We start from the raw sequence: 24,811 nt of genomic DNA, 5'->3' as shown, positions 1-24,811 counted from the left end.
GGTTCTCCGGGTTCATCGCCGAGTTCCAGATCTTCGCCGGCAGCGTGGCGCTCGCCCCGGTCACCGCGGTCGCCCTGCTGGGCATCCTGGTCACCGCCGCACTGTTCCTGCGGGCCCTGCAGCGGGTCTTCACCGGCCCCGCGGCCGGGCACACCCCCGGGTTCGAGGACCTCCGGGCGCCGGAGCTGTGGTCCGCCGGTCCCCTGCTGGGCCTGTCCCTGCTCATCGGCGTGCTGCCCCGGGTGCTGCTCGAGGTGATCGAGCCGGCCTCGGCCGCCCTCGTGAGCCTGGTGGGACGGTAGCCGGTGGAGGCCTCGATGCAGATGCGCCCCGAGCTGCTGCTGCCCGAGATCGTCGTCCTCCTCGGTGGGCTGGTGGTGCTGCTGGGCGGATCCTTCCTGCCCCGGGACCGCCAGTGGATCGCCCGCGCAGTCGCCGCCCTGGCCCTGCTGGTCGCCGCGACCGCCGCGGCCCTCGCCATGGCCGGGCCCGCGCAGAGCGCCTTCAGCGGCACCTTCACCGTGGACACCGCGACCGGCGCCGCACGGGTGATCGCCACCCTGACCACCCTGCTGGTCCTGGGCGTGGCCTCCGGGGAGATCGCCGGGTCCCCGCGGGAGTCCGACACGTACGCCCTGCTGCTCCTCGCCACCACCGGGGTGATGGTCCTGGCCGGGTCCACCGACCTGCTCGTGCTGATCGTGGGATTCCTGCTGGCCAGCATCCCCCTGTACGGGATCGTCGGCCTCACCGGCGGCCGCGCCGGGGCCGAGGCCGCCATGAAGACCTACCTCATGGGGGCCCTGTCCGGGATCCTGCTCATGGCCGGGGTCACCGTGCTCTACGCCCTGGCCGGCGGCACCGACTACGCCCTGCTCCAGGAGGAGCTGCCCGTCGCCCCGGCCGCGGCCGTGGGCGCGGGCGTGCTGGGCGTGCTCGCCGGGCTGCTCTTCAAGGCCGGCGGGGTGCCCTTCCACTTCTGGGTGCCCGACGCCGCCCAGGGCACCGGGGCCACCGCCGCCACGTTCCTCACCACCGTCCCGAAGGTGGGGGCGCTGGTGGCCGTGTACCGACTCGTGGCCACGGTCTCAACCGGGGACGACTCCTGGTTGCTCGTCGCCGCACTGCTGGCCACCGCCTCGATGGTCCTGGGCAACCTCGCCGCCTACTGGCAGACCGACCCCCGCCGGCTGCTGGGCTGGTCCACGGTGGCCCAGGTCGGGTTCCTGCTCGTGCCCGTGGCCGCGGCCGGGCGCAGCGACCTGGCCCTGCCCTCACTGCTGTTCTACCTCGCCGCCTACGCCGTCACCAACGTCGCCGCCTTCGCCGTGACCGCCGCGCTGCCCGAGCACCGGGAACTGGCCGCCTACCGGGGCCTGGCCCGCTCCCGCCCCGGCCTGGGGCTGGCCCTGCTCGTGGCGCTGCTCGGACTGGTGGGCACCCCGCCGCTGGCCGTGTTCGTCGGCAAGCTCACCACCGCCACCGCCGCCTGGGACGGCGGGCACGGCTGGCTGGCCCTGGTGGTGATGCTCAGCAGCGTGCTCAGCCTCTTCTACTACCTGCGCTGGTTCGCCCCCGTCTTCGCCCCACCCGCCCAGCACGCCCCGGGGTTCCCCGGCCGCGGCGGGGCGGCCGCCTGGCCGGCCGCCACCGCCGGGGTCGCCGCGACCGCGAGCCTGGGGATCGGCGTCCTGGCCGGTGTCCTGTGGGCCGCCCTCGAGGGCCCCGGGATCATATAGGTCCGGCGACCCCGCCCCGTGGACGCCCCGTGCCGGACGCCGGGGCGGGGGAGCGGAGTTCAGGTCCGCGGGCTCTGGCCGTGCTCGCCGGCATAGGCGGCGAAGACCTCACCGGGGTTCTCCCCGGTGCCCACGAAGTCCTCCTTGATCTCGGACCCGAGCTGCTCCAGGGCCGAGGACAGCCGCTGGGCGCTCAGCCGCGCCGCCGCCTCGGGCCGGGCCATGGCCGCATCGACCAACCGCAGCGCATACGGCAACTGCCGTGCCAAGGACAGATCGGGGTCGCTCTCCTGGAAGTAGAAGCCCTCGGTGTGCTGGGTGAAGTCCACGGACACCTTCTTCACATCGGCAGTGAGGGTGTCCAGGACCCGGGAGGCGGTGGCCGCGTCCAGCTCACCGATCGCCTCGGCGTAGCCGGCATCGGCCAGGCCCTTCAGCTCCAGGGCCAGCGCCCGGCGCCGTGACAGGGGCGGGTAGATCTGGGTGAACCAGGTCAGGGCGGCCGTCAGCAGCGCGAACCCGGTCAGCGCCTCGAAGGGCGAGGCCGCCCGGATCCACGGGTCGGTGGCCACCACGTCCCCGTATCCCAGCGTCGACAGCGTCACGAAGGAGACGTAGAGGGCTTCGACGGCGTCGGGGTAGTTCGCCGGGTCCACCCCCGAGGAGTACATGAACCCGCCCGGCACGTGCGGGTACCAGACCAGGGCCCAGCCCACCCCCTGCGAGGCCACCCACAGCAGGATGACGGCGACCATCGCCGCCGGCCCCACGGCAGAGCCCGCCCGGTGCCCTGCCGCCTTCGAGACCTTCCACACCGCCGAGAGCACCAGCCGGCTCAGACGCCCCTGGCCACTGGGATGCAACAAGGTGTGGAACATGTCCATCAGCCCGGCCACGATGACCACGATCCCCAGGACTGTCAGAAATACGCCCACTATCATCCTCCGTTGTTCGTTCTGGTTCTTTGAGCCCGCCCACCGGTCCTACAACGCGGGTATCAACGATCGGCGGGCCGGACATCGTTTCGGCCTTCAGGAGGGACATGCTCGAAGGCGGATTTTCCGGCCTCTGGGAGACGGGGCCGGCTCAGCGGGCGGAATGACGTTCCGACGCGCCTCCCTCCGACGCGCCTCCCCCCGACGCACCTTCCTCCGAGGCTTCGTCGGGCCGGCGGCGGACCACCACCCACTGGACCACGACGATGGTCAGTGCCACCACGGCCGTGATCACCAGGGTGAACGGATCGGACTGGGCCTTCAGGATCAGGAACGGCAGCAGCACCGCGATATCGAGCACGATCGCGACCCAGGGGATCCAGGGCCTGGCCCCGACGTCGTCCTTGAGGTGGCGGAGGATGCCGAGGTGGATGGCGATGTCCATGGCCAGGTACAGGATGGCGCCGAGGGAGGCGATCTGGCCCAGGTCGAAGAAGGCGGCCATCAGGATCGCCAGTCCGGCGGTGATGTACAGCGACTGGTGGCCCTGGTGGCCGGGCAAACCGGGCGCCTGTCTCATGTCGCGGAGCATGTCGTAGAGCTTCGAGACCGAGAACAGGCTCGCTACCAGGCCCGACAGCGTCGCGACGACGGCGATCACCACGGTCAGCGTCACGCCCCAGGACCCGAACATCGGTTCGGCCGCCTCGGCCAGGGCGTAGTCCCGGGCCTCGACGATCTGCGGCACACTCAGGCTGCCGGTGACCGCGACGGTGATCAGCAGGTAGAGCACGGTGCACAGGGCGATGGAGATCATGATGGAGCGGCCGATGTTGCGCTGCGGCTGCTGCAGGTCCGCACCTTGGTTGGTGATCGTGGTGAAGCCCTTGTACGCCAGGATGCACAGGGTGGTCCCGGCCAGGAAGCCCAGCCATCCCGCTTCCGGTGGGGTGCGGTCGGCGGCGGTGAACAGCCGGCTCAGGGAGGTCACCCCGGCCGCGAGGATGCCCGCGACCGCCAGCACGGCGATCCCGACGATCTTGATCGCCGCGGTCACCGTGGCGGAGCGCTCCACCCACCGGTTGCCCACCAGGTTGACCAGGGCGGCGGCCGCGATGGCCACCACCGCCAGCACCGGCACCCACACCGCGGAGCCCTGCATCCCGAAGGGACGGAGCAGGTAGGTGCCGAAGGTGCGGCCCAGCAGGGACTCGGCCAGGATCATCGACACGTACATGAACAGGGAGAATGAGCCGGCGACCACCCCGGGGCCGTAGGCGGCCTTGAGCAGCATCGCGATCCCGCCGGAGGACGGGTTGGTGGCGGAGTAGCGGATGTAGGAGTAGGAGCTGAAGGCCACGACCACCGCTCCGGCGAAGAACGCCCAGGGCACCCATCCGCCGGCCAGCTCGGCGACCTGTCCCACGAGGGCGAAGATGCCCGCGCCGATCATCACCCCCGTGCCCAGGGCGACGGATCCGGTCAGGGACAGCTTCTTCTGGGTCTGTGTGCTGTGGTCCATCAGGAGCTGCACGTCCTTCCTGCCGGGGCGCGATCGCTTCCCGGCGGCGGGGTTGTCGGACAAAATTGGAGTGGGTAGGTCCTGCGGGCTTCGACGGTGCCCACCATGCCGAGGTCCTCGTGGTCGAGGAGGTGGCAGTGACAGACAGTGGGGCCGCCGTGGTCGTTGAAGGCCACCCACCCGAAGGCGGGGATGTTGGCCACGTCCAGCCAGAGCGGCTCGGTAAGATCCCGCTCCCCGTCCTGGACGACCTGCATGGGCCACACGTGCAGGTGCATGGGGTGGTCCATGGGGCTGGAGTTGGTCAGCGTCCACTCTTCCACTGACCCGGCTGCAACCGTCTGGTCGGTGCGCCCAGCGTCGAACTCCTCCCTGTTGATGGTGAAGGACAGCACCGCCCCGGCCCCGCCCATACTGTCCGTCACCCCGTCACCCCGCCGCCCCTCCCGCCCACGCCCATGCCGCCGTCGTCCATCACGACTGGGATCCTTCTTGCGTAGATACAATCCTTCGATCAACTGCACGATCGAGGTAGTCCTGGGTTGTCGTAACCCTTTCTCAGGACCCAGCCGGCAGCTCCTCGAGCATCCGGTTCATCTCGGCGATTTCTGCCTCCTGGGCGGCCACGACGTCCTCGGCCAGCTCGAGCGCCTCAGGATTGGCGCCGTTTTCCATCTGCTCCCGGGCCATGTCGATCGCGCCTTCGTGGTGGACGGTCATCTGCTCCAGGTACAGCCGGGCCGCTTCGGTCCCCTGGGCGTCCTCGAGCTGGCCCAGGTCCTCCTCACTCATCATCCCGTTCATACCCGGTTCGGAATCGGAATCCATGGAGCCGTGGTCCATGCCCTCCATCTCCTCGGCCTCCGCCGTGGTCGGCTCATCCCAAGCCTGGAGCATCCGGTCCATCTGCTCGATCTCGGGGCCTTGGGCAGCGATCACGCCTTCGGCCAGCTGACGGACCTCCTCAGGGATGCCCTCCTTGGCCAGCAGCGTCTGGCTCATCTCGACAGCCTGCTCATGGTGCACGCGCATCTCCTGGGCGAACATCACATCCGCGTCATTGTGCTCGGCCGAGATCTCGGCCCCGGCGGCGGAGCCGGACGGGGAGGCCGACTGGTCGGCGCCGGCCTCGGGGCTCGAGGGCGCGGAGCTGGTGGCCTCGGAAGCGGTGTTGCCGGCGGACTCCCCGGTCTCTCCGGCGCATCCGGCCAGAGCGAGGACGGAGATCAGGGCGAGGCCGGCAAAAGTGGTGGAACGGTTCACGTCGGGTCCTTACTGGGTGAGGGAACTGGGGCGGGCAGGACCTGCGTGGGGAGCGGGCCCAGTAGTCGAGGGCTGGTCAGGCGCTGACGAGGGCGTAGCCGGCTTCCTCCACGGCGGCTCGGACCTCCGTCGTCGACAGCGGGCCGGCGGCGGTGACGGTGACGGCCGAGACGCCACCGGCCACCAGGTCGATGTGCACGTCGGTCACACCGTCCAGGGCGGTGATCTCCTCGGTGACGCTGGTCGCGCAGTGGCCGCAGGTCATGCCCTCCACCTGGTACGTCGTGGAGGTGCCGGCCGAGGCGGGCGCCTTAGCGGCGGGAGCTGACTGGTCGACGACCGGGGCGGAGGCGCAGCAGGCGCAACCGGTGGAGGCCATCGGCAATGGAGTGTGGGGGGTGTTCGTCATGGGGTGCTCCTTGGATCGGATCGTGCGGGGTGGGAGGGGCCCAGAGGGTCACTACATCCCTAGGGTATATACCCAGGTGGGGTATATTGCAAGGGTGGGGACCCTGTGGTGGTTCCGGCCGCCCGTGGGCTGTGCTGTGGGTGGCGGGGTAGCTTCACGGTGAAGGCCGCTCCGGCGCCGGGACCGGGCGAGGTGGCGGTCAGCGTCCCGCCGTGGGCCTCAACCAGGGCTTTGGAGATGGTCAAGCCGATCCCGGAGCCGCCGTGGTCGCGGTCGCGGGCGGTGTCGCCGCGGTAGAACCGTTCGAAAATATGCGGCAAATGTTCGGTCCTGATGCCGTCACCGGTGTCGGTGACGCGGACGGCGATGCCCTCGGAGTCCTCTGCAGCGGTGCTAATTTTCACCTGCCCGCCGGGCGGGGTGTGGCGCAGGGCGTTGGACAGCAGGTTGCCCATCACTTGGCCCATCCGCTGCCGGTCCACGTCCACCGCGGATTCGTCCAGGGCAGGGCCGTCGGCATCGATGTCCAGGTCAACGCCCTTGGCGGCGTAGGCTTCGCGGTGGGCCTCGGCGGCAGCGCGGATGAGTTCACCTACAGACTGCTCGGTGCGGTCCAGATTGATGCGGCCCTCCTCGGCCCGGGAGACGTCGTTGATGTCTTCGACCAGGCGGGTCAGCCGGCCCAACTGGTCGGCCATGAGCTCGCTGGTGGTCTCGTCCCAGTAAGTGACCCCGTCCTGGAGGGCCTCGAGATAGATGGTGAGCACGGAGATCGGGGTGCGCATCTCATGGGCCAGATCCGAGAGCATCCGTCGGCGGATGTCCTCGGTGCGCTCCAGCTGGCCAGCCATGGTGTTGAACGAAGCAGCCAGGGCTTCTACCTCAGTGCCGGCCCCCATGTCCGGGACCCGGATGTCGTAGTGACCGTGAGCCATGCTCTGTGCTGCCTCCGTCAGCCGCCCGAGTGAGACTTGGATACGGCGTGACAACCAGAAGGCGGCTAGCACAGCACACGCCAGGGCGGTAACCAAAGCCACCACAAGGGTGATCAGGTTCGTGTCCCGGTAGGCCTGCTCAGCGTGGAGTAGTTGCGCGGAATCACGCACCACCCCGGCACGAAGCAGGTGCTCGTGAAACAGGAGCGGGCCCGCAAGCGAAGCGACCACGACGGCGGCGACCAGACTGGCGGCCACCACCAGCAGCTGGGCGATCAGGAATCGAGAGGCCAGCCCGTGGGGGTGTCGCCGGCGGATCATCGAGCCACCATCCGGTAACCGACCCCACGGACGGTATCGATGTAACGGCTGGCGTCCTCGCCGAGCTTGCGGCGCAGGTGCCCGATGTGGACATCCACGATCCGCTCATCACCCACCCAGGCCGGGTCCCAGACGGTGTCGATGAGCTGACGGCGCGAGAGCGGTTGGTGCGGGCGGGCGGACAGGGCCACGAGCAGATCGAACTCGGTGCGGGTCAATGCCACCGGGGCCTGGGCCACCCGGGCCTCGTGGGTGGCGAGGTCGATGACGAGGTCCCCGACCACTCGCTCCGGCTCCGGTGGTGCGATCGTGGTGCGGGGCCGGCGCAGCACCGCTTGGACCCGGGCGACGAGCTCACGGACGCTGAAGGGCTTGGTGATGTAGTCATCGGCCCCAACCTCCAGCCCGGCCAGCTTGTCCTCTTCGTCCCCGCGGGCGGTGAGCATCAGCACGTAGCACTCCGAGAAGGCCCGCAGTCGGCGGCACACCTCGATCCCGTCCAGCCCGGGAAGCCCCAGGTCCAGGACGACGACGTCGGGCTCCCGGGTGCGGGCGGTCTGAAGGGCATCGGGGCCGGTATGGGCGGCGGCGACGTCGAAGCCGGCCCGAGTCAGGTAGGTGGCGACCATCTGGGCCAGGGGCTTCTCGTCGTCCACCACGAGCACACGCCCGGCCGGGGCCGCGGAGTCGGTGCCGGAAGTCATGCCCCCTAGTGTCCCCCCGTCGCATAGGGCAGATCGCCGCCGGGTACCGGATTCTCCACAATCTTCGTCAAAACTTCAAGGAAACCGGGCTCTTTCCTGCTCCTGACCCGCCGAAGATGGTTCTGGATCCCCATCTTGCCTAATGACCCGGAAAGGAATTCATGAACACCCTCTCCCGCAGAAGCCTGGTGGTCGGTGGGCTGGGCCTGCTCGGCTCCAGTGCCCTAGCGGCCTGCTCCGCTCCTTCCACCGCCTCCATGGCCGGCACGGGGTCCAGGGCTGCCTCTGCGGGCGCCGGCCAGCGCGTTGTCGCCAAAACGCTCACCGCCCGGCCGGTGCGCCTGGACCTGGGTGGGCCGACCGTGTCGACATGGGCCTACGGCGACAGCGCCCCCGGTCCGCTCATCCGCGCAACCGCCGGGGACCGCCTGCGGATCACCGTCGACAACCAGTTGCCGGCGCAGACCACCGTGCACTGGCACGGAATTGCCCTGGACCAGGCAGCGGACGGGGTGCCCAGGGTGACCCAGGACCCGATCGCAGCCGGTGCCACCTACACCTACGACTACACCGCCCCGGATCCAGGAACCTATTTTTACCACCCGCACGTCGGGGTCCAGCTGGACCGCGGCCTGTACGCCCCACTGATCATTGATGACCCCCAAGAACCCGGGGACTACGACCACGAGTGGATCCTGGTCCTCGACGACTGGGTCGACGGCACGGGCCGGACCCCCGACGACATCCTGACCACCCTGACCTCCTCAGGGGAAGGTGGCATGGACCACGGGAACATGGCCGGCATGGCCGGCACGGAGGGCACGGAGCGCATGGAGGGCATGGACATGTCTTCTGGCTCCTCGGAGGGTATGGCTGGAATGGATCACGGCAGCATGAGCTCCGGTGACTCCCCATACGGCGATGACGCCGGGGACGTGGCCTACCCGCACTACCTAGTCAACGGGCGGGTGCCGGCTGCCCCGGAGGTGTTGACCGCGAAGCCGGGCCAACGGGTGCGGTTGCGGATCATCAACGCTGCTGCGGACACCATCTTCACGGTCGCCCTGGGCGGGCACCGGATGACGGTCACGCACACCGACGGGTTCCCCGTGCAGCCGCAGGACACCGATGCCCTCTATCTGGGCATGGGGGAACGCTACGACGCGACCGTCACCCTGGACGAGGGTGTCTTCCCGTTCGTGGCCGTGCCGCTGGGCAAGGAGGGGCAGGCCTTGGGTCTGGTGCGCACCGGTTCCGGTGCCGCTCCGTCGCCGTCCGTGCGACCGGCGGAACTGGACAAATCCGTGCTCATCGGCGCCGACCTGACACCGGCGGACAGCGCCCGGCTCGAAGCCCGGGACCCCGACGTGCGCCTGGAGCTGGCCATGACCGGACAGATGAATCCTTACGCGTGGGGATTCAACGGGGCCTCTTACGGGCAGCACGACCCTCTGGAGATTCAAGAGGGACAGCGGGTGCGGCTGACCGTGGCCAACCACACGATGATGGCCCATCCCCTGCATCTGCACGGGCACACCTTCGCGTTGCCCAACGGTCTGCGCAAGGACACCGTCCTGATCGCCCCGATGCAGTCGATGGCCATCGATCTGCAGGCTGACAATCCCGGGAACTGGCTGATCCACTGCCACAACATCTACCACGCCGAGGCTGGCATGACGACCGAGCTGAGATACCGCCCATGACCGTTGTCACCCGACGCGCCTTGTTCTCCGCCGGCCTGGTTGCCGGGACGGGGTGGGCTGTCACCGCCTGCTCACCACAGTTACCACAGTCGGAGTCCTCGTCCTCTTCCGGCAGCGACGGTGGCACGGCCATCACCCACGTGCACGCCATCACCCGGGACACGGCCACCGGGGTGATCCTGCTGGCCACCCACCAAGGCCTGTTCCTGCTGGAGAACAAGGAACTCACCCAAGTCGGCCCGACCGTGGACTTGATGGGCTTCACCTCCACCGGCGACGGACGCTACCTGGCCTCGGGCCACCCCGGCCCCGGGGTGGAGTTGCCCGAGCCGCTGGGACTGGTCGAGTCCACCAACGGGGGCCAGACCTGGAGCGTGCTGTCGCGGGCCGGGGAGTCGGACTTCCACGCCCTGACCGCGGGCCCGGATCGGATTCTCGCCTTCGACGGGCAGTTGCGCACCAGCACCGATGGGCGCAACTGGGAGACCGTCGCGATCCCCTCCGCCCCGATGGCCCTGGCCATCGCCCCGAGTGGCGGGGCGACGCTGGCCACCACTGAGGACGGCCTGTTGCGATCCACCGACGACGGGGCCACCTGGACGAGCGTGGACACCCCGCAATTGATGTCCCTGGTGGCCTGGGCCGATGATCACACGGTGGTAGGTGCTGGGCCCGACGGCCGCTTGCTGATCAGCGACGACTCCGGGCAGACCTGGACGGCCACCGGGGAAACCTTCGGGGAGGTCACCGCCCTGGGGGCGAGCATGACCGGCGACGGGGCGGTGGAGACCCTTCTGGTGGCTGGCTCCACCGTCCTGCGCATCACCGACGGAGGAAACACCGTCGAGCAACTGCTGTGACCGGCAACATCCACGCCCTTGCCGCGGAGCAACAGCGGATTCCGCCACGGACGTAGTGATCTTGGAGACGACAAGGACAGTGACGAGGAGAGCGATGAGCGACCGCCATAGAACCGAAGCCCCCGACCGGGCCACTCCTCCAGAGGATTCCCCCACGCGGGGACGGCTGGTCGCGATCGACGCTGCCCGGGGGCTGGCGCTGATCGGGTTGACCGCCATCCATTTCCTGCCCGCCTCCGATGAGGAGACACACGAGCCGACCTGGTCCTGGATCCTCTTCGCCGGGGACTCGGCGGCGTTGTTCGCCTTGCTGGCCGGGGTGGGGCTGGCTTTCGGCACAGGTGGGCGCACCCGTCGGCAGGGGCAGTTGATGACGGCCGCCCGGGTCGGGGTGGCGGTCCGGGCCCTGCTGATCGCCGCAGTGGGCATGTCCATCGGGTACCTGATGCCTGAAGACCCCCCGGCCGTCAACATCTTGGTCTACTACGGGGTGTTCTTCCTGCTGACCATTCCCTTCCTCCACTTGCGCCCCGTGACCCTGGTCATGTGCGCGATGCTCTTCGGAGTCGTGGCACCGGTGCTGATGCAGATCCTGCGGGGCCGGTTGCCGGAGTTCACCGCCTACAACCCCACTTTCAACGACGTGGTCACCGATCCCGGGGCGACAGCGGCCCAGTTGTTGCTGACTGGCACGTACCCGGCCCTGCCGTACATGACGTATCTGCTGACCGGCCTGGCCCTGGGGCGTCTGAACCTACGCAATGTGCAGGTCCAAACCTCGCTGGTATTGATAGGGGCCGGGCTCGCCGCATTCGCCTACCTGAGCTCCTACGTTTTGCTCTACGTTGCCGAGGGCTACCACCAGTTGTTGCCCAGCGTCCCGGAACAGAGCGAGGAAGTGGTGGACGAGATCCTCGTGTGGGGAACCGACGAGGGGCTGCCGACCAGCACCGGTTGGTGGCTGGCCGTCACCACCCCGCACGCGAACATGCCGCTGGCCATTGCCTGGAGCCTGGGGATCGGGCTGGCCGTGCTGGGGACCTTCCTTCTCCTGGCCCGCACGATTGGACCGTGGCTGCTGCCTCTGTCGGCGATGGGAGCGATGACCCTGACCCTCTACTCGGCCCAGCTGGTGCTGTTGTCCTTCGAGCTGCACTACGACCAACCCGAGATCTGGTTCCTGGCCTATCTTCTTCTGGCCGCCCTGTTCGCGGTGGGTTGGCAGCGCGCCTTCGGGCAAGGGCCCTTGGAACGTCTTGTCAGCATGGCCGCCAAGGGATCCGGCCGCGCCGTGGTAGGGAACCGAACTCGCCCCGATCCCCACTGAACAGTCACGAGACAGCTTCCCCGGAGCAGCGGGCTCCACCCGAAGCCTTCACCTGGTGCATTCACCTGGATCGATCGCCGATGGCAGGAGATACTCCTAAGTTCGCCCGAGACGATTTTGCGACGGCCGGCCGCCTTCGGGGCCTGCACCGTCGCGATTGACGTTACCTAACCCATACCGTCCGCCACACGTTTCAAGCCTTAACTGTTGCGGTAGGTGCTCCCTGCATGCACCGAGGAAACGGCCGGGGTGCATCTTCACCAAATCTTCAAAGACGAGTGTTTCAAATCACCAGGTCGGCAGTCTACTGTCGATCACATGGCGGACTGGTTCCAGCCGGTTCGTCTCCCGGATCTAACCGACGAAGGAGCAAGCCATGATCGACAACGTGACTTCGATGCTCGCGACCTACCCAAAGGATCTGGGTGGGGTGGACCGGCAGAAGCTGGCCGCGTGCATCGCTGCCTGTTTCGAGTGCGCCCAGACCTGTACGGCGTGTGCGGACGCGTGCCTGTCCGAGGACATGGTTGCGGAGCTGACCAAGTGCATCCGCACCAACCTGGACTGCGCAGACATCTGCGAGAGCACCGGCCGGGCCCTGTCGCGGCACACCGGCTACGACGCCAACATCACGCTCGACACGATCAAGGCCTGCTGGATCGCCTGCAAGGCCTGTGCCGACGAGTGCGAGAAGCACGCGGACATGCACGAGCACTGCCGGATCTGTGCCGAGGCGTGCCGGCGTTGCGCGCAGGCTTGCTCCGAGCTCGTCGACGCCCTCGGCTGAGCAGAGATCTCCGGAGCAACCGGTGCGGCACCTGCCGCACCGGCACTCGCACTGAGGACCGCCCCCGTGGGTTGCGCCCTGGGGCGGGGCGGGCCGCCGGGTGTCGGCGCGTCTCACCCCAGGTCTCCGGAAACGACGAATGGCCCACCATAGCTCGAGGAGTACCGATGAGCACCGACCTTCCCGCCGCTGTCGACGTGCTCGTGGTCGGTGGTGGCCCGGCCGGCCTGTCGGCGGCGACCTGGCTGGGTCGGTACCAGCGATCCACGCTGGTCGTCGACTCCGGGCAGCAGCGGAACTTGCCCGCCGACCGCGCCCACGGCCTGCTGGGCCGGGACCCGACCACCCCGCAGGAGTTCCTGGCCGAGGCCCGCGCTGGGGTGGAGCAGTACTCCGAGGTGGTCCTCCATCACGGGGCGGTCACGGCCCTGCACCGGGACGAGGCTGGGACGTTCCTCGCCACCGTCGACGGCGCGCAGGTCTACGCGGAACGGGTCGTGCTGGCCACCGGAGTCCGGGACCGGCTCCCGGAGCTCGCCGGACTCCACGATCACTACGGCACCGACGTGCATCACTGCCCGGCCTGTGACGGATACACCGCCCGGGACCGGGTGGTGATCGTGCTGGGCTCGGGTGAGCAGGTGCCGGCCTACGCCGCGGAACTGCTCGACTGGGCCGACACCGTGCGGATCGTCACCGACACCACCGCCCCGGCCTTCGACGAGGACCAGCGGGCGGTGCTGGCCGACCACGGGGCCGAGGTCGTGGACGGGGTGGCCGAGGCGCTGGTCGGGGCACCCGGAGCACTGGTGGGGGTGCAGCTGACGACCGGAGAGCTGGTAGAGGGTGACAAGGTGTTCTTCTCCTACGCCCATCACCCCGCCAACCACTTGGCCCGGGACCTGGGGTGCGAGCTCGACCACGAGGGAGGGATCCTCGTCGACGGGTTCCAGCTCACCAGCGTGGACGGAGTCTACGCCGCGGGGGACATCACCGCCGGGCTGCAATTGGTGCCGATCGCCATCGGCAAGGGTGCGGCCGCGGGCGTCGCCTGCGCCACCTCGCTGCGCGGGCATCCCACCAACGGCGCGACGCCGGCCCCGCCAACACGCCGGTTCACCACCAGATGATCATGACCAGACGGGTTCGAGGAAGAGCTCTGGCGGCGGATCCAACGCCGGGAGTGTCCGTGTCAAAGATGTCGGTTGAGCAGCCACATGAGCCGAGGAATCAGGCGCTGCGTTGTGAGGCCGGGCTTCAGCGGGTCGACAGCAACTGTTCCAGGTAACGGATTTCTGACTGCTGGCTGGCGACGATGGACTGTGCCAGCGACCGGACGGCTGGATAATCCGTCTCCGCCAAGGCGGCCTCGGCCATGGTGACGCCAGCCTTGTGATGAGGGATCATCAGTTCAAGGTAGAGCCGTTCGGCCTCAAGGCCCTCAGCCTCCTCGAGGGCTTCGATTTCGGCAGACGTGGCCATGCCCGGCATCGCGGGTGCGTCCTGCGTGGTTGCGTGAGAGGTGCTGTGGCCGGCGCTTCCCTCCATCCACGCCATGGCCGGTTGGGGAGAGGCCTGGGGCAGGCCCCAGACCGAGAGCCATCCGTACATTTGCCCGGCTTGGTGTTGCTGGGTGCGGGCGACGTCATAGGCCAGTTGACGGATTTCCGGATCCTGAGTGCGGTCCCGGATCATCATGCTCATCTCAACGGCTTGCAGGTGGTGGGCCTGCATGTCCCGGGCAAAACCAGCCTCCGAGCTTCTTTCAGATGGGCCAGAAGACATCGGGGCGCTCAGTCGCCCTACGGCCCAGCCGCCGGCCACCAAGAGTATGGCGGCGGTGATAGCCAGCAGGGCCTGTTGAGCTCCGCGTCCTGCTGGCCGGCTGGTCACATCCTGCGTACTCACGCGACGCGGCCGGGACCGTCGAGCCCACCGGTGCAGGCGGCTCCGGGTTCGGGCGCCTGGGGGGACTGCCAGTACTTGGCGACAAAATCTGCGATGCGTTCGTCATCGGGCGTCTCCACGGTTACCTGGGCGCCCCAGGCGGAGAGGGCAATAGGCGAGTCCAGACCCTCGGAGGGGGAGACCACAGCGTGGGTGTCCGGCAAGATTTCTTGCAGGGCGGTGACTTCGTCCTCAGTCAAGGCCGAGGGATCGTAGGCGGCCCAGACAGCGCCGTGTTCCAGGGCGTGCACAGCGTTCTCCTGGGGCACTTCTTCGGTGTAGACCCCGCAGTTGAGCCAGGTGCTGGCGTGATCACCGCCTACCGGAGGCTCTTGCTCATAGTCAACGGGGGTGCTCACATGCTCGGCATTGAGGTTTTCGAAGGTTTCCAGCCCCGCGATCTCAATGTCCTGGCGCGCCGGCGGAGGCGGGTCGTTGATCACTGCGATGGTCACTAAGGAACCGACCAGTGCGACGGCGGCAACCGCACCTGTTCCCGCAAGGATTTTCCGCTTGCGAGCCGCTTTGTTTTCGGCGGCCCAGTGCGCCTCGAGCAGGGCGGCACGGTCCTGCCTCGCCGGCCCGGAATTCTTGGCACTACCCATGGTGTGATCTCCTCAAGGATTCATTCAGTCCTCGTCTATGACGAGAAGACGCACCGGACCCGGTGCTGCCGTTGTAGTCGATGGCCCAGCTCAACCGGCCCACGCAGACGGCCTCGAGATCTTGAGCGCAGCTCGAAGCAAAGCTGATCGCTGCATCCGGGGCCAGGATCCTAATCCGACGAATCCGCGAGGGTAACCCCCGCGGATCGACCTCGCTGAGATCCCTGTCCGCGACCAGTCACGCATAGGTCTCAGCCGGATCGGCGGGGGAGGACCCGAGGCGTGTCCCGCCCATGCCGGCACCACCCTTCTTCTCCGAGGATCTGAGGTTCAACAGCCAACCACTTTTACTACGGAAGGTAGTATACGGTCGTCTGGGTTCGCATATCCCTCGTTCCTCTGTGCGGGGCCGGCAACGCGCATGCTTCTCCATGCGGTTGTCGCTCCCCTCGTTGCAGGGGTTGAATGCGTTCTGGCAGGTCTTGAGCGCCGGTCGAGTAGGACTGGCGTCGGGATTGGCGTGCCGGGCAAATATGTTGCCGGCGGCGGCCCTGGTACCGATGCGGCACGGTGTGTGCGGACAGGCGTGCGTCGGTGCGGTCGGTGCAGCTCTCTGGGGATGCGCGAAGTAAGTGACGATGCATGCGACCAGATTCCTCTCGCTTCTCCGCCTGGCCTCACAATCGTTGTGGCGCTACGGCGGCCTGCGCCAATGGGTGGCCGGCCCTGCGGCACGGTCGCCATGTCGGTCTTTATCGGGGTGTAACACTTTCCTACTATCTCCGATAGTATCCGGTCTGTGCCGATGATCGATCTGGTCGGCGCCCTCGTGCACATCGCCGAATTCTGCCGGTGCCCGGGGTTCCTGAAGAGATATCGCTTGGCAGAAGCGGGGGAACCATTTTCGGTCCCGGTGATCCGGGGCCTTGGGGTTAAGTCGACCCGGACGTATACGTCCGGGGCGGCCGGGTGTCTCCCACCCGCATCCGACAGCTCACCTCGTAGGCAAAGGGAGGAACACCCATGTCGCTTTTCAAGCACAACGCTGCCCGCCACCGCGCCGAGACTCCCTCGAGTGCGGTGCGCAACACCACGATCGCCGCCGCCGCCGGTGCCGCACTCATCGGCTCCATCGCTCCGGCTCAGGCCTACGCCGAGGTCCCCGCGGCCACGGCCACCGCCTACTCGGCCCCCGCCTCCGCACTGGCGACCTACACCTCGGCGGCCTCCCCGGCTGCGGTCGCCCCGCAGACCATCTCCACCGCCTCCTACCAGGCCGCCGACGCTCCCGAGCAGGCTGCTTCGACCGCGACGGTGTCCACCCAGTCCTCGGACATCACCGAGATCACCGGCGCCTCCGGGATCGTGGGCACCGCAATGCAGGGGGAGGGCACCGGCTACGTCTGGGGCGGGACCGCCTTCGGCGCCTGGGACTGCTCCGGGTTCACCAAGTGGGCCTACGCCCAGAACGGCATCGAATTGCCCCGCACCAGCTTCCAGCAGATCGCCGCGGCCACCCCCACGACCAATCCGCAGCCCGGTGACCTCGTCTCCCAGAACGGCGGGGCCCACATCGGCATCTACATCGGCGGCGGCAAGATGATCTCCGCGATGAACCCCATCCAGGGCACCTTCGTCCACTCCGTCAACGCCATGCCCCTGGACGGCTACTACACCTACCGCTGACCCGACCCCACAGCCGCGGCCGGCACCGGCCGCGGGCGGCCCGGAGGCGTACGACCTCCACCATCTGCCACCCCACGACGAGCCGAGGCGAAACCCGCATGCTGCTGAGCGCCACTTCCCCGATCCATGCCCTGATGTCCGTCCCCGTCCGACAGGGCATCCCCTCCCCGGACTGGTCTGGGTTCTCGATCGGCCCGCTCACCGTCCACGCCTACGCCCTGGCCATCCTGACCGGGATCGCCGCGGCGATGTGGCTGACGCTGCGCCGCTGGAAAGCGCGCGGGCTGGATCCGGAGATCGTGTGGGACGTGGTCATGTGGGCGGTCCCGATCGGGATCATCGGCGCCCGGGTCTACCATGTGCTCATCACGAACCCGGCCGGCTACTTCGGCCCCGGCGCCAATCCCGTGGACGCCCTGAAGATCTGGGAAGGCGGGCTGGGCATCATGGGGGCGGTGGCCTTCGGGGCACTGGCCGCGTGGTGGGTGTGCCGCCGCAACGGCATCCCCCTGTGGGTCTTCGCCGACGCCGCCGCTCCAGGGCTACTACTGGCCCAAGCGATCGGGCGGTGGGGCAACTGGTTCAACCAGGAGCTCTTCGGCCGCCCCACGACCCTGCCGTGGGGCCTGGAGATTAACCCCGCCAACGCCAACTTCCCCGCCGGGTTACCCGCCGACACCCTCTTCCACCCCACCTTCCTCTACGAGTCCCTCTGGAACCTGGCCGGGGTGGTGCTGCTACTGGTGCTGGACCGGAAGTTCCGCCTGGACGGCGGGAGAGTCTTCGCCCTCTACCTCATCCACTACGGGGTAGGGCGGATGCTCATCGAGCTGTTCCTGCGCATCGACCCGGCCCTGATGCTCCTGGGTCTGCGGGTGCACGTGTGGACTGCCCTGGGTCTCGTGCTGCTGGGCATTGTCATCTTCACGTCTGTCACCATGCGTCGCCGCCGGACCGGCCTGGAGACGACGGCACCGCCCTCGACCTAAGGCCACCGGAGCAGACCACTGCCACGGTGGCGACATCCCTGCGGTCCCGCCGCACTGGGATGGAGATGATGATGTGGTTGGTTGCCCTTCCCACTCTTCCACCAGAATCTGGGATTGACCCGTGGCCGCCCGCGGCCCCCTGGTGAGGCGGCCTCCTCGATCAGCCGCCCGGGGCCATAGGGGGCGAAGAGGGCGTCGATCGTGGATAAGCCATGGGTGGCCTCCACCACGATCGGTCTTCCTTTGCTCCTTCCTCGCCCGAGTTGGTGCGGTGAAACCCATCCAACTACTGTTTTCTATAGTAGATAGACCGTGGGGAGAGTCGAACACTTCATGCAACCGTTCCTTTGGGCGGGTCTTGCCGCCTCCGTGGTCACTGCGCTGATCCCCGCGCACGGTGACTCCTCGATGCCCGAGGGAACGAACGACTTCGTGTTCTGGGCGCTGCCTGCGGCGAAGTTCGTGTTCAACGTCTCGGGTGCGGCCGTCACCGGCGCCCTGCTCCTCGCCTGCCTGGCGCTGACGCCGGGCAGCCGCGAGCACGCCCGGGCGCTGAATCTCGCGGGCGCATCGGCAGTGGTGTGGATGCTCGCCGCGGTCGTGGCGGGACTCCTGGATTATCTGGACAACTGGGGCGAACCGGTGGCGTTCACCGAGTCCTTCGCCCGCCAGCTGGGCTACTTCTTCACCCACGTGGGCCTGGGCCAGCTGTGGCTGGCAACCATGGTGATCATCTCTCTCATCCCGTTGTTGTGCCTCGGGACCCGGAGTCTTACGGTGACGACCGTAGCGGCGCTGCTGGCACTGGCGGGGTGGGTACCCCTGGCGCTGATGGGTCACCCGAACTACGGAGAGGGTCACGAAGCCGGGATCCTCGCCTTCGCGTTGCACATCATCGCGGCCGCCGCCTGGCTGGGCGGGCTCATTGCCTTGGTCGTTTTGCGCCCGGTCCTGGATGTCGAGCGGTTGCGCGTGGTGGCCGGACGTTACTCGACCCTGGCGCTGTTCGCTTTCTTTCTCTTGGTGTTCTCGGGCTACCTCAGGGCCCAGGCCACCGTCGGGGTCGCGGAGAACCTGCTCACCCCCTTCGGAGTGCTCGTGCTGATCAAGATCATCGCTGCCACTGCCGTGGGCTTGGCGGGATACCTCCAGCGCCGGTGGATTCTGACTCGCATGGGCCGTAGCGCTCCGGGCAGCGTCCGGTGGTTCTGGGCTCTGGTGGGACTTGACCTGGTCCTGATGGGTGCTGCCTCGGCGTCCGCGGTGACGCTGCTGCGCCGGGATGAGCCCGTCCCGGACGATCCGGTGGTGAACTACCGTCTCCTGGCGGAGAAAATGGCCGACGAACCACTGCCGCCGGCCCCCGAGGCCTCCACGTTCTTCACCGAGACGGCGTTCGACCCACTGTGGTCGGCTGCGGTCGTGGCGGGCGTGCTCTGCTACGGGCTCGGCGTGCGGCGGATCCATCGCCAGGGCGGAACCTGGCCCGTGGCCAGGACGGTGTCCTGGCTGACGGGAATGGTGGCGCTGTTCTACGTCACCAACGGCGGCGTCAACGAGTACCAGAACTTCCTGCTCAGCGCTCAGATACTGCTCCAGATGGCACTGATGGCGATCATTGGCCTGCTGCTGGCGCTAGCGCGCCCGGCGACACTGATCCTGCGCTCGGTGCACGCCCGCCACGACGGCAGCCGGGGCCTGCGGGAATGGGTCCAGATCGCAGGGGGCTCTCGCCTCGGCCAGTTGTTGGTTCGTCCTTCCGCGGCCACCGCTGTGCTGGTGATCTCAGTGCTGGCGTTCTACTTCTCACCGTTGGTCGAATGGTCCGCCCGGGAACTTCTGGGTCACCAGTGGACGGTGATCTACTTCTTGGCCCTCGGCTGTCTCTTCGCCACGTCGATGCTCCGCTACCCCGACGGTTCGACGCAGAAGCAGCGGCGTTGCTGGGCCGCGCTGCTATTGGTGGCTGGGTTCTACGTTCTGTTGGGTGGCGTGATGGTTTCGGGCACGCACCTGTTGTCGGCGGATTGGTATGCGGCAATGGAACGGCCGTGGGGCATTGATCCGTTGGCGGACCAGCAGATCGGAGGCTGGTACATCCTCGTTCTCGGCATCGTTCAGGTGGCGAGCCTGGCCACCCGGTTGTTCATCTATCACCGGAATATGGCCTGGACTCACGAACGATCAGGTTTCTCGGCGGGGCCAGTGACCAGTGTGTCCTCAGTGAAATCGAGCATCGGCCCCCTGCCGAAAGTTGAAAGGCCAATATGAGCACTCCCACCCGCAGCGGGCGGAACGGCACTGACAGCGGTGTTGAGGGGCCCTCCTTTCCTGCCCCGGGGGAGCGTGCAGACGATACCCGGCTGCCCGCGCTGGGGCCCCTGGGCATGGCCCGGTGGGCCTGGACGCAGCTGACGAAGATGAACACCGCCCTGTTCCTCCTGCTGCTGCTGGCGGTCGCGGCGGTGCCGGGCTCGATCTTCCCGCAGCGGATCCAGGACACGGGTGCGGTGGCCGACTACATCGATGCCAACCCGACCCTGGGGCCGTGGCTGGACCGGCTGCAGTTCTTCGACGTGTTCTCTTCGGCGTGGTTCTCCGCCATCTACATCCTGCTGTTCGTCTCCCTGATCGGGTGCGTGCTGCCCCGGGCCGCCAAGCACTGGCGGGCCTGGCGGGCGCAGCCCCCGCGGACCCCTAAGCGGCTGGGGCGGCTGCCCGAGCACCACCGCCTGGTCCTCGGTGGGCCCGCGGATGCCCCGGCCCCGGACGAGGTCGTGGCTGAGGCTGCCCGACTGCTGCGCAAGCGCGGCTACCGGGTGGTCGTGCGCGACACAGGAGGACCGGCGCCGTCGGTGGCCGCCGAGCGCGGGATGTGGAAGGAGGTCGGCAACGTCGTCTTCCACCTGGCGCTGCTGGGGGTGCTGGTCTCCGTGGCGGTGGGGTCCCTGTTCGGCTACAAGGGGCAGAAGATTCTGGTGGAGGGCGAGTCTTTCGCCAACTCGTTGATCAACTACGACGCGTTCATCCCGGGCACGAACTACGACGCCGACCGGCTGGAGCCGTTCTCTCTCACCCTGGAGAACTTCGAGGTCGAGTTCTACCGCGACACTGTCGATCCCAGCCAGTACGGGACCCCGGTGGACTTCACCGCCGAGGTCACCGTCCAGGAGCCCGGAGGACAGCCGCGGCAGGAGACCCTGAAGGTCAACGCCCCGGTCAACGTCGACGGGGTGAAGTCGTTCTTGATCGGCAACGGCTACGCCCCGGTCATCCGGGTCAGAGACGGCAACGGGGACGTCGCCTTCGAGGGGCCGGTGGTGGGCATTCCTTCCGATGGGGTCTATACCTCCTCGGTGGTGCTCAAGGCACCGGACGCCGCCCCGGACCAGCTGGGCTTCACCGGCCTGCTACTGCCCACCGCGGTGACGGGCCAGGACGGGCTCCCGCGGTCGGCGGATCCGGGCCTGGCCAACCCGAAGCTGATCCTGTCCTCCTACTACGGGGACCTCGGGCTGGATTCGGGGGTACCCCAGAACGTCTACGTCCTCGACGTCGAAGGGCTCACCGAGCTCAACGGCATGCTCGCCCCCGACGGACCAATCACCTTGGACGCCGCGGACCCTGCCTACGAGCTGCCCCAGGGCAAGGGCAGCATCGAATTCCTCGACGTGAAGCGCTACGTGGGCCTGGACATCGTCTACGACCCCGGCAGGACGGGTGCCTTCGTGTCCTTCGTGCTGGCCTTCACGGGGCTGCTGATGTCGATGTTCATCTCCCGCCGCCGCGTGTGGGTGAGGGCATCGGAAGGCGTCGACAAGGACGCGGGGCCAGCCACAATCCTGGAGTACGGTCTGCTGGCCCGCGGAGAGGACCCGCGGCTCACGGCCGAGGCACAGCGGCTGGGCGAGCTGTTCACCGAGCAGTGGGGCAGCGCGCGTCCGCCCGCCGGGGCTGTTACACACCACAAGACGAGCAGGGCCCGCAGCGGTCCGGCCCACGACTGAGAGGACACCACCGATGACCGTCAACGAGAGCCTGGGCGCCTGGAGCGCACTGTTCATGCTCCTGGCCGCCATGACCTACCTGGTGGCCTTCGTGGCCTTCGCCTGGGACATGGCCTCCCACTCCAAGACCCTGCGTCGAGCCGAGCAACACAGCGGACAGGAAGGGCAGCTGGTCGGCGCGGCGACCACTGCCACCGTGAACACGGTGGAGGCCGCCGACACCCGGGCCGGGCTGGGCACCGGTGAACGCGGCCGCGGGTACCAGGCTTCCGCCCAGGCGGTGCTGGCCGCCCACGTCGCTGACTCCTCCATGCGCTACACCGGGATTCGCCGCCCGGCGGCCCGGGCGGCCGTGACCGTCATGGTCTTGGCCTTCACCCTGCACGCCGTGGCCGTGGTGACCCGGACGGTTGCTGCCGGGCGGGTGCCCTGGGGCAACATGTACGAGTTCTCCACCACCGGGGCCCTCGTGGTGACCGGGGTCTACCTCGTCTCCTTGGTGGTGCGCGACCTGCGCTTCGTGGGCCCGCTCGTGTCCGGGCTCGTGGTGATCATGCTGACCGCGGCCACCATCGGGTTCCCCACCCCGGTGGGCCCGCTGGTGCCGGCGCTGCAGTCCTGGTGGCTGGTGATCCACGTGTCCATCGCCGTGGCCGCCTCCGGGATCTTCACCATCACCTTCGCCATGGCCATCCTGCAACTGCTGCAGGCCCGCCGGGAGAAGGCGATCCTGGGCGGCGAGACCCCGGGCATGGGATTTCTGCGGATGGTGCCCTCCGCCCAGGCGCTGGAGAATCTCTCCTTCCGGCTCAACGCTGTCGGCTTCGCGTTCTGGACCTTCACTCTGGCCGCCGGTGCGATCTGGGCCGAGCAGTCCTGGGGCCGATACTGGGGCTGGGACGTCAAAGAAGTGTGGACGTTCGTGATCTGGGTGGTCTACGCCGCCTACATGCACGCTAGGGCCACCCGCGGGTGGACCGGCACCCGTTCGGCGTGGCTATCGATCGTCGGGTACCTGTGCGTCATCTTCAACTTCGCCGTGGTCAACACCGTCTTTACCGGCCTGCACTCCTACTCCGGGTTGTGAACCGGACTCGTCCACCCCGTCGTCTACCCCGCCGTCCGGGTCCGCCGATGGGACTCGCTCTTGCTGGGGCGCTGAATCTGAGGGCCTTGGGGCTGCGAGCACCGGCGGGCGTGAACTCTTTTCCTGCCGATGGCATCCCCCAGCACGGATCTTGGTCCGGTGATTTGCCTGGCGTTACCGGTGCCAGATATCAGTTCGCCGCCGTGCTCTACTATGGAGCCTAGGATTAGTGTCGGAGGAACGGCGCGACACGGGGAAAGGGATCACGGTGCATCGTTTGGGGCAGTTGGAGTCGACCATCATGGAACGCATGTGGTCGCGGTCGGAGCCGGCCTCGGTCCGGGACATCCTGGTGGATCTGCAGCGTGAGCGCGAGATCGCGTACATGACCGTGAAGACCGTCATGGACACCCTCCGCCGCAAGGGGCTGTTGACCAGGGAGCCGGATGGGCGCGCGTTCCGCTACCGCCCGACCCAGACGCGTGAGCAGTACACCGCCGCGCACATGGGAGAGGTCCTCGCCGGTGGTAGCGACCGCAAGGCCACGCTGCTGCACTTCCTGGATCAGATCCCGGCCGAGGACCTGGCCGAACTGCGGGAGGTGCTCAACCGGGCTGCCGGTCCCGAGGCTGAGACGGCCCCGTGACGGCGCCGCTGCTGCTCGTCAGCTTCGCGGTCTTGGCCGCGGTGGCAGGCCCGTTGCTGCGCCTGGGGACGTGGGCCGACCGGTCGCCGAGACTGGCGATCTTCGCCTGGCAGGCGGTGAGCGTTTCTGCCGTGTTGAGCGTGATCCTGGCCGGTGTGTCCCTGGCGATGCCGGTGATGCCCACGACGACCGGGGTGGCCGACTTCCTGCAAGCCTGTGCAATCGTGCTGCGTCAGCAGTACTCGACCCCCGGTGGTGCCGCCCTCAGCACGGCCGGGGCGACGTTGGCGATCCTGGTGCTGGGGCGGGTGCTCTACTGCCTGGTCGCCGAGCTGGTCTCTGCGCGCCGCGACCGGCTCAAGCAGCTGGGGTCGTTGTCGTTGATCTCCCGCCGCGACCCGGCCACGGGCATGCTGGTGGTCGACCATGACGTGCCGGCCGCCTACTGCCTGCCGGGGCGCCGTAGCGAGATCGTCTTCACCACCGCCGCCTTGGGCGCGCTAGATGCGGAGCAGCGCGACGCCGTGCTGCGCCACGAGCAGGCGCACCTGCGGGGGCAGCACCACGTGGTCCTCGGGGCTGCCGACGCGCTGGTTCGGGCCTTCCCCAAGGTCTCCCTCTTCGTCGTCGCACGCGCGGAGATGGGCCGGCTGGTGGAACTCATCGCCGATGACAAAGCGGCTGCCGGAGAGAACAACCGGCTCGCCGTGGCCACTGCCCTCGTACGGCTGGCCGAGGCCGGAAGCGCTCCGGCCTCGGCGTTGGCCGCCAGCGGCACGGCCACGGTGGTGCGCGTACGCAGACTGGCCGCACCGGCCGCTCCGCTGCGCCGCGTGCGGGTGGCGCTGACCGTGGCCGCGGCCACGACCGTGCTGGCCTTGCCCCTCGGGGTCGCGGCGACACCGGCCATGGCCACGGCTCAGGCGCAGATGTGCCCCCTGGAACTTCCGGAAATCTCCTGACCCATCGCCGGCTTGCACCACCACCGTTGCCGGCCCCGCGATGCAGGAAGAGTGCCCGGGCCTGATCATGCACCCGGTGTCCGCCTTCAGGTGACAGCGGCGCAACGCGCACCCTGGGCCCACCCGAGCGCCCGAGCCGGCTGCCGAGCACAACGACTACAGTCCTGGCACCGCCTGCTCAGTCCTAGGCCGAGGGGGTCCGCCCGACCATTCTCGGCGGGCCGATCGATGCCGTCGTCGTCTCATCGGGCCCGGGGGGGGGGGGGGGGGGGGGGGGCAGCCCAAGGCACGGCCGGAGACCCTGACGGGGCCAGTGCAGGGGTCAGCCGCGGGTAAACAAAGGGTTGTTTATACGGGGGCCCCGGGTGCGATTAAAC

General features: G+C 68.3%; 22 protein-coding genes, 1 pseudogene and 1 riboswitch. Of the genes and pseudogenes, 14 read left to right on the top strand and 9 right to left on the bottom strand.

Features of this window, described 5'->3' with window-relative positions; translation table 11 throughout:
• A pseudogene (locus tag Q0817_RS18035) lies at nucleotides 1-302 on the top strand (NADH-quinone oxidoreductase subunit M); the annotation flags it as partial.
• 15 nt (nucleotides 303-317) lie between these two features.
• Complete coding sequence (locus Q0817_RS18030; RefSeq protein ID WP_298591393.1) at nucleotides 318-1,739, top strand: NADH-quinone oxidoreductase subunit N; 1,422 nt, start codon at nucleotides 318-320, stop codon at nucleotides 1,737-1,739.
• A gap of 59 nt (nucleotides 1,740-1,798) precedes the next feature.
• On the opposite strand, the gene Q0817_RS18025 is transcribed toward Q0817_RS18030, so the two are convergent.
• The 7 genes from Q0817_RS18025 to Q0817_RS17995 all read right to left on the bottom strand — a co-directional run bounded on the left by Q0817_RS18025 (nucleotide 1,799) and on the right by Q0817_RS17995 (nucleotide 7,828).
• Nucleotides 1,799-2,680, bottom strand: coding sequence for a potassium channel family protein (locus Q0817_RS18025; protein WP_298591392.1), 882 nt, complete (start codon nucleotides 2,678-2,680; stop codon nucleotides 1,799-1,801).
• A gap of 145 nt (nucleotides 2,681-2,825) precedes the next feature.
• Nucleotides 2,826-4,196: an APC family permease gene (locus Q0817_RS18020; protein ID WP_298591390.1), complete on the bottom strand. Its 1,371-nt coding sequence runs from the start codon at nucleotides 4,194-4,196 to the stop codon at nucleotides 2,826-2,828.
• On the bottom strand, nucleotides 4,196-4,621 hold the full coding sequence (locus Q0817_RS18015; protein ID WP_366139893.1) for a multicopper oxidase domain-containing protein: 426 nt from the start codon (nucleotides 4,619-4,621) through the stop codon (nucleotides 4,196-4,198). The genes Q0817_RS18020 and Q0817_RS18015 overlap by 1 nt, the downstream gene beginning before the upstream one ends.
• Before the next feature lie 133 nt (nucleotides 4,622-4,754).
• Nucleotides 4,755-5,459: a DUF305 domain-containing protein gene (locus Q0817_RS18010; protein ID WP_298591388.1), complete on the bottom strand. Its 705-nt coding sequence runs from the start codon at nucleotides 5,457-5,459 to the stop codon at nucleotides 4,755-4,757.
• Nucleotides 5,460-5,535: 76 nt separating this feature from the next.
• A complete protein-coding gene (locus Q0817_RS18005; protein ID WP_298591386.1) occupies nucleotides 5,536-5,868 on the bottom strand; it encodes a heavy-metal-associated domain-containing protein in 333 nt (110 codons plus the stop codon).
• A 59-nt stretch (nucleotides 5,869-5,927) separates the two neighbouring features.
• On the bottom strand, nucleotides 5,928-7,124 hold the full coding sequence (locus Q0817_RS18000; RefSeq protein WP_298591384.1) for a cell wall metabolism sensor histidine kinase WalK: 1,197 nt from the start codon (nucleotides 7,122-7,124) through the stop codon (nucleotides 5,928-5,930).
• Entirely contained in the window at nucleotides 7,121-7,828 is a 708-nt protein-coding gene (locus tag Q0817_RS17995) for a response regulator transcription factor (protein WP_298591382.1), read from the bottom strand. The genes Q0817_RS18000 and Q0817_RS17995 overlap by 4 nt, the downstream gene beginning before the upstream one ends.
• Before the next feature lie 161 nt (nucleotides 7,829-7,989).
• On the opposite strand from Q0817_RS17995, the gene Q0817_RS17990 reads away from it, so the two are divergent.
• The 5 genes from Q0817_RS17990 to Q0817_RS17970 all read left to right on the top strand — a co-directional run bounded on the left by Q0817_RS17990 (nucleotide 7,990) and on the right by Q0817_RS17970 (nucleotide 13,635).
• Entirely contained in the window at nucleotides 7,990-9,531 is a 1,542-nt protein-coding gene (locus Q0817_RS17990) for a multicopper oxidase family protein (protein ID WP_298591380.1), read from the top strand.
• A complete protein-coding gene (locus tag Q0817_RS17985; protein ID WP_366139892.1) occupies nucleotides 9,528-10,391 on the top strand; it encodes a F510_1955 family glycosylhydrolase in 864 nt (287 codons plus the stop codon). Before Q0817_RS17990 ends, Q0817_RS17985 begins: the two co-directional genes overlap by 4 nt.
• A gap of 94 nt (nucleotides 10,392-10,485) precedes the next feature.
• Nucleotides 10,486-11,718 carry a heparan-alpha-glucosaminide N-acetyltransferase domain-containing protein gene (locus Q0817_RS17980; RefSeq protein WP_298591376.1) on the top strand — a complete coding sequence of 411 codons (1,233 nt, stop codon included), beginning with the start codon at nucleotides 10,486-10,488 and terminating at the stop codon, nucleotides 11,716-11,718.
• 376 nt (nucleotides 11,719-12,094) lie between these two features.
• The gene (locus Q0817_RS17975; protein ID WP_298591375.1) at nucleotides 12,095-12,505 is read left to right on the top strand and encodes a four-helix bundle copper-binding protein; all 411 of its coding nucleotides are present in this window, start codon (nucleotides 12,095-12,097) and stop codon (nucleotides 12,503-12,505) included.
• Between the two features lie 167 nt (nucleotides 12,506-12,672).
• Nucleotides 12,673-13,635 (top strand): NAD(P)/FAD-dependent oxidoreductase, encoded by a 963-nt coding sequence (locus Q0817_RS17970; protein WP_298591374.1) that lies wholly within the window; start codon nucleotides 12,673-12,675, stop codon nucleotides 13,633-13,635.
• A 127-nt stretch (nucleotides 13,636-13,762) separates the two neighbouring features.
• Here the strand turns inward: Q0817_RS17970 and Q0817_RS17965 are convergent, their stop codons facing one another.
• On the bottom strand, nucleotides 13,763-14,290 hold the full coding sequence (locus Q0817_RS17965; protein WP_298591395.1) for a DUF305 domain-containing protein: 528 nt from the start codon (nucleotides 14,288-14,290) through the stop codon (nucleotides 13,763-13,765).
• A 119-nt stretch (nucleotides 14,291-14,409) separates the two neighbouring features.
• A complete protein-coding gene (locus Q0817_RS17960; RefSeq protein ID WP_298591372.1) occupies nucleotides 14,410-15,057 on the bottom strand; it encodes a DUF3105 domain-containing protein in 648 nt (215 codons plus the stop codon).
• A gap of 827 nt (nucleotides 15,058-15,884) precedes the next feature.
• A riboswitch (cyclic di-AMP (ydaO/yuaA leader) is annotated at nucleotides 15,885-16,077 on the top strand.
• 3 nt (nucleotides 16,078-16,080) lie between these two features.
• On the opposite strand from Q0817_RS17960, the gene Q0817_RS17955 reads away from it, so the two are divergent.
• From Q0817_RS17955 to Q0817_RS17925, 7 genes are all read left to right on the top strand, one after another.
• A complete protein-coding gene (locus Q0817_RS17955; RefSeq protein WP_298591370.1) occupies nucleotides 16,081-16,743 on the top strand; it encodes a C40 family peptidase in 663 nt (220 codons plus the stop codon).
• 98 nt (nucleotides 16,744-16,841) lie between these two features.
• Nucleotides 16,842-17,732 (top strand): prolipoprotein diacylglyceryl transferase, encoded by an 891-nt coding sequence (lgt, locus tag Q0817_RS17950; protein WP_298591368.1) that lies wholly within the window; start codon nucleotides 16,842-16,844, stop codon nucleotides 17,730-17,732.
• Nucleotides 17,733-18,065: 333 nt separating this feature from the next.
• Nucleotides 18,066-20,003, top strand: a complete 1,938-nt coding sequence (locus Q0817_RS17945) for a cytochrome c oxidase assembly protein (protein WP_298591366.1) — start codon at nucleotides 18,066-18,068, stop codon at nucleotides 20,001-20,003.
• Complete coding sequence (locus Q0817_RS17940) at nucleotides 20,000-21,739, top strand: cytochrome c biogenesis protein ResB (RefSeq protein WP_298591363.1); 1,740 nt, start codon at nucleotides 20,000-20,002, stop codon at nucleotides 21,737-21,739. The genes Q0817_RS17945 and Q0817_RS17940 overlap by 4 nt, the downstream gene beginning before the upstream one ends.
• A 13-nt stretch (nucleotides 21,740-21,752) precedes the next feature.
• The gene (gene ccsB, locus Q0817_RS17935) at nucleotides 21,753-22,826 is read left to right on the top strand and encodes a c-type cytochrome biogenesis protein CcsB (protein ID WP_298591361.1); all 1,074 of its coding nucleotides are present in this window, start codon (nucleotides 21,753-21,755) and stop codon (nucleotides 22,824-22,826) included.
• Nucleotides 22,827-23,055: 229 nt separating this feature from the next.
• Nucleotides 23,056-23,472, top strand: coding sequence for a BlaI/MecI/CopY family transcriptional regulator (locus Q0817_RS17930; RefSeq protein WP_298591359.1), 417 nt, complete (start codon nucleotides 23,056-23,058; stop codon nucleotides 23,470-23,472).
• A complete protein-coding gene (locus Q0817_RS17925; RefSeq protein WP_298591357.1) occupies nucleotides 23,469-24,434 on the top strand; it encodes a M56 family metallopeptidase in 966 nt (321 codons plus the stop codon). Before Q0817_RS17930 ends, Q0817_RS17925 begins: the two co-directional genes overlap by 4 nt.
• Nucleotides 24,435-24,811: the final 377 nt, after the last annotated feature.

The sequence above is a fragment of the uncultured Kocuria sp. genome (assembly GCF_947500125.1).
Lineage (GTDB): Bacteria > Actinomycetota > Actinomycetes > Actinomycetales > Micrococcaceae > Kocuria.
Note: the sequence above shows the minus strand (reverse complement) of the source record. Positions and strands in the feature narration are given on the sequence as shown.

Coding starts and splice junctions, on each gene's coding strand:
- Q0817_RS17970 (WP_298591374.1), top strand. CDS start 12,673: ATGAGCACCGACCTTCCCGCCGCTGTCGACGTGCTCGTGGTCGGTGGT.
- Q0817_RS18025 (WP_298591392.1), bottom strand. CDS start 2,680: ATGATAGTGGGCGTATTTCTGACAGTCCTGGGGATCGTGGTCATCGTG.
- Q0817_RS17995 (WP_298591382.1), bottom strand. CDS start 7,828: ATGACTTCCGGCACCGACTCCGCGGCCCCGGCCGGGCGTGTGCTCGTG.
- Q0817_RS18020 (WP_298591390.1), bottom strand. CDS start 4,196: ATGGACCACAGCACACAGACCCAGAAGAAGCTGTCCCTGACCGGATCC.
- Q0817_RS18030 (WP_298591393.1), top strand. CDS start 318: ATGCAGATGCGCCCCGAGCTGCTGCTGCCCGAGATCGTCGTCCTCCTC.
- Q0817_RS17960 (WP_298591372.1), bottom strand. CDS start 15,057: ATGGGTAGTGCCAAGAATTCCGGGCCGGCGAGGCAGGACCGTGCCGCC.
- Q0817_RS17980 (WP_298591376.1), top strand. CDS start 10,486: ATGAGCGACCGCCATAGAACCGAAGCCCCCGACCGGGCCACTCCTCCA.
- Q0817_RS17975 (WP_298591375.1), top strand. CDS start 12,095: ATGATCGACAACGTGACTTCGATGCTCGCGACCTACCCAAAGGATCTG.
- Q0817_RS17945 (WP_298591366.1), top strand. CDS start 18,066: ATGCAACCGTTCCTTTGGGCGGGTCTTGCCGCCTCCGTGGTCACTGCG.
- Q0817_RS18000 (WP_298591384.1), bottom strand. CDS start 7,124: ATGATCCGCCGGCGACACCCCCACGGGCTGGCCTCTCGATTCCTGATC.
- Q0817_RS17990 (WP_298591380.1), top strand. CDS start 7,990: ATGAACACCCTCTCCCGCAGAAGCCTGGTGGTCGGTGGGCTGGGCCTG.
- Q0817_RS17985 (WP_366139892.1), top strand. CDS start 9,528: ATGACCGTTGTCACCCGACGCGCCTTGTTCTCCGCCGGCCTGGTTGCC.
- Q0817_RS17955 (WP_298591370.1), top strand. CDS start 16,081: ATGTCGCTTTTCAAGCACAACGCTGCCCGCCACCGCGCCGAGACTCCC.
- ccsB (WP_298591361.1), top strand. CDS start 21,753: ATGACCGTCAACGAGAGCCTGGGCGCCTGGAGCGCACTGTTCATGCTC.
- Q0817_RS18005 (WP_298591386.1), bottom strand. CDS start 5,868: ATGACGAACACCCCCCACACTCCATTGCCGATGGCCTCCACCGGTTGC.
- lgt (WP_298591368.1), top strand. CDS start 16,842: ATGCTGCTGAGCGCCACTTCCCCGATCCATGCCCTGATGTCCGTCCCC.
- Q0817_RS17940 (WP_298591363.1), top strand. CDS start 20,000: ATGAGCACTCCCACCCGCAGCGGGCGGAACGGCACTGACAGCGGTGTT.
- Q0817_RS17965 (WP_298591395.1), bottom strand. CDS start 14,290: ATGTCTTCTGGCCCATCTGAAAGAAGCTCGGAGGCTGGTTTTGCCCGG.